We start from the raw sequence: 7725 nt of genomic DNA, 5'->3' as shown, positions 1-7725 counted from the left end.
GTCTGTGCCGCTTCGGCGGGCGTCAGGCGGCGCGTGTCGGTATCGACGGCCACCACGGCCGCCGGACGCACCGGCGCGCTCGCGTCGAGCGACACCACGGTGCGCCGCCCGGCCGCCGCGAACGCGATCGCGCAGTCGGCGGCGCCCGACAGATCGTCGGCAACAATCAGCAGACCGGACGTGCTCATCACGCGCCCTCGCGCACCGGGTTGCCGGCCCGCGCGCCGCTTCTCGCGTTGACGCGCTTGGCCACGGCAGCGGTCAGGATCGGCGAGGCGATCGCGGTCACCACCACACAGGCCGCCACCAGCAGCGTGGCCGACTTGGCCGCCTCGGTGTACACGGGGTTGGCCGCCGCGATCAGCGCCGGCACCGCCGCCGCATTGCCCGCGGTATTGGCCGCCGCCACGCCGGCCACGCCGGTGCCGCCCGTCAGGCGATCCGCGAAGTAGAGCGGCACGCCCGTCACGATCACCACCGCCACGCCCAGCAGGATGCCGAGCAGGCCGGCCTGCCAGACCTTGTGCAGATCGAGGCCGGCGCCGAGCGCCAGCGCAAAGAACGGGATCATGACCGGCACCGCGCGGCTCAGGAACTCGCGCATTTCGCGATCGAGGTTGCCGAGCAGCATGCCGAGCGCGAGCGGCAGGATGCTGCCGACCAGCGTGGGCCACGGGAATGCCGACAGGCCGGCCACGCCGAGCGTGACCATGGTCAAGAACGGGCCGGATTCGAGCGACATGATGGTGTACGCGCCGACATCCTCCGAGCGCCCGTACTGGCCCATCAGCGCCATGTAGAGGCCGCCGTTGGTGTCGTTCATCGCGGCCACCACGGCCAGCGTCGAGATGCCCGCGAACAGACCCGACGACACCGGCGCCTCGCCGAGGAAGTGGCCCAGCACGATGCCCGCCACGATCGCCGTGCCGACCTTGGTCGCGAACAGCGCCCCGCCCTTCTTCAGCAGGTAGGGCGTGGCCTTCACGTCGATGCTCGCGCCCATGCACACGTAGAACACGGCGAGGATCGGCAGCGAGCCGGTGAACAGCGCGTTGGTGAACGAGCCGAAAAACTTCGGCATGGTCGGCAGGAACGTCGCGATCAACGAGCCGATCAGCAGCGGGACGATCATCATCCCGCCCGGTACGCGCTCGATGGCGCGCTTGATGTGAATCTGAGCCATCCGTGTCTCCCCAGGCAATTTCTGTTTGAATCGATCACACTTTGACCGATTCGATCAAAACGGAGTGTAGCGACAACGCGAGATTCCTGCAATTGCCGGCTCACACGGGATTACCCTGATCGATTGGTGCAGAAAATCGCTCCATATTGACTGGATCGATCAAAATCTCGGTCATTCGGTCGGAACGCGCCGCGCGCGGCGCCTCCGCTACACTGGCGGGCCTCGCCTCCCGCAACCATCGAAACACTGCACAGGAACGTCATGAAAGTCGAGAAACGCCGCGAGGCGATGCTCAAAGCGGTGCTGTCCGGCATGAACGACGTCGCCGCGCTCTGCGAGCATTTCGGCATGTCCGAGGCGACCGTGCGCCGCGACCTGCGCGCGCTCGCCGACGAGCGGCGCATCGTGCGGACCTACGGCGGCGCGGCGTCGGTCGGCATGCACGAGCCGGAGGAATCGCTCGACACGCGGCGCTCGAGCTTTCGCGAACAGAAGGAAGCGATCGCGCGCGCGGCCGCGCGGCACGTACAGGACGGCGACACGATCTTTCTCGACGGCGGCACCACCACCGCCGCGCTCGCGCGCTGGCTGTCGGGGCGGCGCGACATCCAGGTGGTCACCAACAATCTGCTGGCCGTCGCCACGCTGGCGGCGGCCGAGGTGCGCGTGACGCTGATCGGCGGCGACGTGCGCCCGTCGAGCATGAGCACGCTCGGGCCGATCGCGCAGCTGGCGCTGTCGCGCGTCAGTTTCGACAAGGCGTTTCTGGGCGCGGACGGCGTGGTGGCCGGGCGCGGCCTGTGCGAGGCGTCGGCCGAGCAGGCCTATCTGAAGGAATGCATCGCCGCGCAGGCCGCGCAGGTGCTGGTGCTGGTCACGTCGAACAAGCTCGAGCGCGCGAGCCAGCAGCACTGGACGCCGCTCGACCGCAACTGGACGCTGGTCACCGATGCGCAGGCCGATGCGGCGCTGCTGGCGCGCTTCGCGCAGCGCAGCGAGGTGACGGTGGAGTGCGCGGCGCAGGACGCGTGATGCGCGCCCGGCCGCTGCCCGCGTAGTCGCGCGTCAGCCTTCGGCGCACAGGCGCGCGAAACGCCCGAGCACACCGAACGCCACCGGCGTGGCCCGCACGCTCGCATTCGGCGGCACCGCTTGCGCGCCGTGCTCGCCCGGCTCGGCGCGCAGGATCGCGAGATACGCCTCGATCGCCGCCTGCGGAAATTCCGGATGAAACTGCACGCCCCAGGTGCGCGCGCCGTAGCGAAACGCCTGGCACGCGTCGGCGTCGCTCGCGGCCAGCCGTTGCGCGCCGGCCGGCAACCGATGCACCGATTGGAAATGCACGACTTGCGCGTCGAAGCTCGCCGGCAGCGCACCGAACAGCGGGTCCGCCGCCGCATCGGCCGTCGTCGCGATGGTGACGGTGCCGATCTCGAAACGCCCGTCGCGGCGGTCGCCCACCTCGCCGCCCAGCGCCTGCCCGAGCAGTTGATGGCCATAGCAGATGCCGAGCAGCGCCGGGCCGTCGGCGGATTCGGCGCAATCGGCCAGCCAGCTGCCGAGCCGCTCGCTCCAGGCCTCGCGCGCCGTCACCATCGCATGCGAACCGGTCACGACGATCCCGGCGAAACCGCGCGGATCGGGCAGCGCGCCGGCGCCGCGCGCGTCGAACCGCGCCACCGGCAGGCCCGCCGCCGGATCGGATACGAGCCCGGCTTCGATCCAGTCGGCGAAATCGCCGTGGGCGGCGCGGATCGAGGCGAAGGTTTCGCCGGCAATCACGATCAGAAGCGGTTTTTTCATCGAACGGGAAGCGAGTGGCAGGACGGTGCGCCGATTGTACGCAGCGCCCCGGCGGCCGATAATACGCGCGACCGAGCAAGGACCTGTTCCCCGTGAGCACAAATCAAATCCCGCAGTTGATGGTGGAGATGGCGACGTTCGCGAAGGTCGCCGAAGCGGGCAGCTTCTCCGAGGCCGCGCGCCGGCTCGGCTCGACCCCGTCGGCCGTCAGCCGCGCGATCGCCCGGCTCGAGCGCGCGCTCGGCACGCGGCTGATCGTGCGCACCACGCGCAAGCTGCGGCTCAGCGACGAAGGCGAGGACGTGCTGCGCCATGCCGCCGAGCTGGTGGCCGCCGCCCGCTCGGTGATGTCGCTGGCGGAACGGCGCTCGGCCGAACCGGCCGGCACGTTGCGGATCAGCGCCCCGCGCGCGCTCGGGCGCTTTCTGATCCATCCGAACATCCCCGATTTCCTGGCCGCGCACCCGTCGGTGGACGTGGTGCTGAAGCTCGACGACGGGCCGCTCGACCCGGCCGCCGATCAGGTCGACATCGTGTTCCGCATCACCGACGATCCGCCGCCCGGCCTGGTCGGCCGCAAGCTGCTGCGCATCGAGCATGTGGTGTGCGCGACGCCGGCCTATCTGGCGCGGCACGGCGCGCCCGCGCATCCGCGCGATCTGGCCGCGCACAGCTGCGTGACGCTCAGCGAGGATCCGGTGGACACGCGCTGGCGCTTCGAGCAACAGGGAACGACGGTGGCCGTCGACGTGCGCGGGCGCTATGTCGCCAATCATTCGGGCGTGCGGCTCGAGGCGGTGCTGGCCGGTATCGGCATCGGCGGGGTGCCGCATTTCGTGGCGGCGGCGGCGCTGCGGGACGGCCGCGTCGAGCGTGTGCTGCCCGACTGGGTATTCAAGACGAACTACTACGGCGACGCGTGGGCGTTTTGCTCGCCGAGCCGCCACACCGCGCCGAAGATCCGCAGCTTCCTGGCGTTCATCGCGCAGCGGATCGGCGCGCCGGGCTGAGCGCGCCGGGCATCAGTCGTCTTCGCCCTCTTTCTTGAGGTCTTCCGTTGACTTTTTCATGGTTTCGATCATCTGGTCATGAGTCTGGCCGATCTTGCGCGTCATGTGCTGAACCAGCTCCTGGCCCACGCGATGCTCGTCCGGATCGACGCCGGGCGGCGCTTCGGCAACCGGCCCCGCGTGCCCCGTCATCCCGATCATCGGGTCGTCGGTCAGCGGCCCGAGCGCGGTGACCTCGTACTGCTCCGCCTGCTCAGCCGAATCGAGCACCGACGGCGCGATTTGCGCCATGAACGGCATCGCGTGGTTTTGCAGCGAGGCATGGGCCGGGTGAGCCGATGCGTTGGCGCCCGGCGCCGTGCGGTTGCGCGGACGCCCGCCGGCCGCGCGCTGCTGGGCCGCAAAGCTCGGCGGCATGTTCGACAGATGGCCCATCGAGACGCGGCGCGTGTTGTCGCCATGATCCTGCCGCTGCCCGTTCGCGGGCTGGCGCGTATCGGTGCGCGCGGTATCGACCGGCGCGTTCGTCAGATTGCGAAGGTTTGTCGTCACCATGATGGCGGGCTGTCTGTGTCGGATGGAAGCTTTCCATTTACACCCGAACGGCTGCGCCGTGCGCGCCGTCTGGCGAAGCCGGCGACCGATATGCGAAACGCACGGCGCGGCGCGGCTTATGCACAGGCATCCAGTATGCAAGGCCTGTGCATAAGCCGCGCGCGCCGGTTTTTTCAGCCGCAACGCCCGCGCGCCGGCGCACCATGAACGCGGCCCCACAGCCGCGGCGGAAAAAGCGGCGATCCATCGCGGCGTCGAGCGCCGCGCCGCGCTCGTGCGAAAATCCCGCCTTTGCCGCGCCCCGCGCGGCCCATGTCACACGAGAGGCTCCTTCATGAACGTCAACGAACAAATCGCCGCGCTGACCGCCGCCGAACTGCAAACGGCCGGCGCCAGCCAGGCCACCGCGATCGCGCTGTCGGTGCTGCTGCGCCACCTGCGCTCGCCGCAGCTCGGCCAACTGCTGTCGTCGGCCTTCGAGAATCACGAAGCCGTGATGCTGCAATCGCCGTGGCCCGACCAGATGCTGCATTCGTACGAAGCCACGCGCCGCCTGCTCGAAGGCGCGGCCGGCATCGAAACGCCGGACGACGGCAACAACGCCTGATCGCGCCCGGCGTCCCCGGGCCCGTGCCTTGCACGCCGCGCCGCTTTGCTGCGATCATGACGCCGTCGCGCTTCGCGCGGCCGGCCTTCGCTGCGCGCGTGCCGCCCCCGTTTCCGCTGCCGACGATGCCCACCGATTCCGAACGACCCAAGCGCCAACCGTCCGTCCGCACCCAGAACATCATCGCCGTGATCGCCGGCCTGATCACGTTCGCGGTCGGTGCGGGCTGGGTGATCTACAGCTACGTGGTCGATCGCGAAGCGCCCTATTTCGCGATCCCGCTGGTGTTCTCGGTGCCGGTGATCGTCGCGGTCGCGATCCGCAGTTTCTGGGACTGACGCCGAGGCCGACACCCGCCGCCGCGCGCCGCATTTCGCGCGGCGCGTGAATCTTTCCGCCACGCGCCTGTCCTACGCGCGGCGCCGGCCAGCCCCGGCCGCGTCCGTCCAATCGCCGTCATCCGCATGATTCGCCATCTGATCGCTTCCCTGCTGCGTCGTCCGCCTTCCGTGCGGCGCATTCTCGCCCTCTTCGTGATGACGCTCGCCACGGCGCTGCTGTCCGGCGTGTCCGGCCCGGCGTCGGCCGCCGCGCGTCACTGCGCCGCCCATCAGATCGCGCACGGCAAACGCTGCGTCGCGCGGCCCGTCAAGCGCGGCCATCATGCGGCGGCGCTCAAGCCGCGCCGTCATCCGGCGGTGCACCGCAAGCCGCGCCGCCGCGCGGTGCCCAAGCACAGCGTGGTATCGCACGAGCGCCTGCATCGCAAGCGCGCCGCACGCGGCACGAACGCGAAGCGCAAGCCGAAGCCGCCGGTGCGCCACGCGGCGCCCGCCATCGCACGAACGGCCGATCCGATCGGCGACTTCGCCAAGCCGCAGTTGCTGGCCGGCTGCGGTTACACGCCGGCCACCCGGCGCCTGCTGCGCTCGCGCTCGATCTACGTGGTGGACGAACGCACCGGCACCGTGCTGCTGGAGCGCAACGCCAGGCAGATCCGGCCGATTGCATCGGTCTCCAAACTGATGACGGCCGTCGTGTGGCTGGACCGCCGGGCGCCGATGGCCACCAAGATCCGCGTCACGGCGGCCGACCGCGACACCATCAAGTTCACCGGCTCGCGGCTGAAGGTCGGCTCGGTGCTGTCGCGCAGCGACATGCTGCACATCGCGCTGATGTCGTCGGAGAACCGCGCCGCTGCCGCCCTCTCGCGCGACTATCCGGGCGGCCGCCCGGCGTTCCTCGCCGCGATGAACCGCAAGGCCCGCGCGCTCGGCATGAGCAATTCGCACTTCGTGAGCCCGACCGGGCTGTCGCCGCACAACGTCTCGACCGCCCGCGATCTCGCGCAACTGGTGGCCGCCGCCAACCGCTACACGCCGATCCGCGCGTTCTCGACCGATCGCGGCCAGACCGTGCGACCGGGGCACGGCCAGTTGCGTTACGTGAATTCGAATGCGCTGGTGCGCGGCGGCGACCGGCGCATCACGCTGCAGAAAACCGGCTTCATCAACGAAGCCGGCCATTGCGTGGTGATCCGCTACCTGATCGACGGGCGGCCCGTCGACATCGTGCTGCTCGACGCGCCCGGCCCGGCCGACCATATCGCCGATGCGATCCGCATCCGCAACTGGCTGGCCTGCTCGTTGCATTGAGCGGGCCGGGCAGCGTTCAGCGCACCGTCGCGCGGCCCACTTCGTTCGAGCCTTGCCAGAGCCGGTAGCGCACGTCGTAGCCCACCGGCGCATACACCACCACCGGCAGCCGGCTGTTGTAACGCAACAGGAAGCCGTCGCCGCGGCCGATCACGAACCCTGTCTGCGGTGCGGCCGAAGGCGGACAGGCCATCATCGTCGACGCCACCGGCCCCACGTCGGTCACGCGGTACAGCGGATAGCCGGTGCCGGGCACCGTGTCATGCTGCAGTCGCGCCGGAAAGCTGCGGACGTTGCAATCGATCGGCAGCGTCTTGCCGACGATCACCTGCACGCGCACGTCCTCTTCGAGCGGCAGCGCCGGCAGCGCGATCACCGAGCGCTGCATGCCCGGTTGCGGCGCAGGATACGACGTCAGGTCGAGATTGGCCGCCGTGGGCGGCACCGGCGCGACGGGATTGGCGGGGACTGCGGCGGGCGCCGGCGCGGGCGTGCCGGTTTGCGCGAAGGCGGCGCCGGACGCGCACAGGGCGACAACGAGAGCGGCGGCAACGGACAGCCGGTTCGGACGATGCATGCGGATCTCCTGATCGAACGGATGGTGCCAAAGGGAATCGCGCCGGCACGCGAGGCCGTAGCGGCGAGCGCGGCGCGGGTTACGCGATTGTAATCTCCTGACACAATTCGCCTCGAACCATGCACGCCCCGCCCCTTTCTTACAGACAGCACATTTGGAGAACCCCACCATGCTGAGACTGCTCGGAACGCTCGGGATCGCAGCCGCCCTGGCAGGCTGCGTCGCCGCCCCTGGCGGCTACTACGACGGCTACGCCGATCCCTATTACTCGAACGGCTATGCCTACGGCCAGCCGGCCTACGCACCCGTCTACGGCACCGTGAACGTGTGGGGCA

At 69.9% G+C, this 7725-nt stretch carries 10 protein-coding genes; 5 read left to right on the top strand and 5 right to left on the bottom strand.

The features are described from left to right. Positions 1–188 (bottom strand): four-carbon acid sugar kinase family protein (locus G3N92_RS28015; RefSeq protein WP_277396202.1); only part of this gene is annotated, 188 nt, incomplete at its 3' end. After that, complete coding sequence (locus G3N92_RS28010) at positions 188–1183, bottom strand: 2-keto-3-deoxygluconate permease (protein ID WP_206130834.1); 996 nt, start codon at positions 1181–1183, stop codon at positions 188–190. The genes G3N92_RS28015 and G3N92_RS28010, both read right to left, overlap by 1 nt. A gap of 261 nt (positions 1184–1444) precedes the next feature. Here G3N92_RS28010 and G3N92_RS28005 point away from each other — a divergent pair, with 261 nt between their 5' ends. Further along, on the top strand, positions 1445–2215 hold the full coding sequence (locus G3N92_RS28005) for a DeoR/GlpR family DNA-binding transcription regulator (protein WP_206130833.1): 771 nt from the start codon (positions 1445–1447) through the stop codon (positions 2213–2215). A 33-nt stretch (positions 2216–2248) separates the two neighbouring features. Here the strand turns inward: G3N92_RS28005 and G3N92_RS28000 are convergent, their stop codons facing one another. After that, positions 2249–2986 (bottom strand): glutamine amidotransferase, encoded by a 738-nt coding sequence (locus G3N92_RS28000; RefSeq protein ID WP_206130832.1) that lies wholly within the window; start codon positions 2984–2986, stop codon positions 2249–2251. A gap of 92 nt (positions 2987–3078) precedes the next feature. Between G3N92_RS28000 and G3N92_RS27995 the strand changes: the two genes are divergently transcribed. Further along, positions 3079–3996, top strand: a complete 918-nt coding sequence (locus tag G3N92_RS27995) for a LysR family transcriptional regulator (RefSeq protein WP_206130831.1) — start codon at positions 3079–3081, stop codon at positions 3994–3996. A gap of 12 nt (positions 3997–4008) precedes the next feature. On the opposite strand, the gene G3N92_RS27990 is transcribed toward G3N92_RS27995, so the two are convergent. Further along, positions 4009–4734, bottom strand: coding sequence for a hypothetical protein (locus tag G3N92_RS27990; RefSeq protein ID WP_206130830.1), 726 nt, complete (start codon positions 4732–4734; stop codon positions 4009–4011). 151 nt (positions 4735–4885) lie between these two features. On the opposite strand from G3N92_RS27990, the gene G3N92_RS27985 reads away from it, so the two are divergent. From G3N92_RS27985 to G3N92_RS27975, 3 genes are all read left to right on the top strand, one after another. Further along, positions 4886–5158 (top strand): hypothetical protein, encoded by a 273-nt coding sequence (locus tag G3N92_RS27985; protein WP_206130829.1) that lies wholly within the window; start codon positions 4886–4888, stop codon positions 5156–5158. A gap of 125 nt (positions 5159–5283) precedes the next feature. Then, positions 5284–5496 carry a hypothetical protein gene (locus G3N92_RS27980; protein ID WP_206130828.1) on the top strand — a complete coding sequence of 71 codons (213 nt, stop codon included), beginning with the start codon at positions 5284–5286 and terminating at the stop codon, positions 5494–5496. A 126-nt stretch (positions 5497–5622) separates the two neighbouring features. Next, entirely contained in the window at positions 5623–6813 is a 1191-nt protein-coding gene (locus tag G3N92_RS27975; RefSeq protein WP_206130827.1) for a serine hydrolase, read from the top strand. Between the two features lie 16 nt (positions 6814–6829). On the opposite strand, the gene G3N92_RS27970 is transcribed toward G3N92_RS27975, so the two are convergent. Then, a complete protein-coding gene (locus G3N92_RS27970; RefSeq protein ID WP_206130826.1) occupies positions 6830–7390 on the bottom strand; it encodes an ecotin family protein in 561 nt (186 codons plus the stop codon). Between the last annotated feature and the right edge of the window lie 335 nt (positions 7391–7725).

This window comes from Burkholderia sp. Ac-20379 (genome assembly GCF_017104645.1).
Classification (GTDB): Bacteria; Pseudomonadota; Gammaproteobacteria; order Burkholderiales; family Burkholderiaceae; genus Burkholderia.
This window is presented reverse-complemented; position numbering and strand designations above follow the sequence as displayed.

Bases quoted from the DNA above. Each gene is read 5' to 3' on its own strand.
- G3N92_RS28010 (WP_206130834.1), bottom strand. From the start codon at position 1,183: ATGGCTCAGATTCACATCAAGCGCGCCATCGAGCGCGTACCGGGCGGG.
- G3N92_RS28005 (WP_206130833.1), top strand. From the start codon at position 1,445: ATGAAAGTCGAGAAACGCCGCGAGGCGATGCTCAAAGCGGTGCTGTCC.
- G3N92_RS28000 (WP_206130832.1), bottom strand. From the start codon at position 2,986: ATGAAAAAACCGCTTCTGATCGTGATTGCCGGCGAAACCTTCGCCTCG.
- G3N92_RS27985 (WP_206130829.1), top strand. From the start codon at position 4,886: ATGAACGTCAACGAACAAATCGCCGCGCTGACCGCCGCCGAACTGCAA.
- G3N92_RS27980 (WP_206130828.1), top strand. From the start codon at position 5,284: ATGCCCACCGATTCCGAACGACCCAAGCGCCAACCGTCCGTCCGCACC.
- G3N92_RS27975 (WP_206130827.1), top strand. From the start codon at position 5,623: ATGATTCGCCATCTGATCGCTTCCCTGCTGCGTCGTCCGCCTTCCGTG.
- G3N92_RS27970 (WP_206130826.1), bottom strand. From the start codon at position 7,390: ATGCATCGTCCGAACCGGCTGTCCGTTGCCGCCGCTCTCGTTGTCGCC.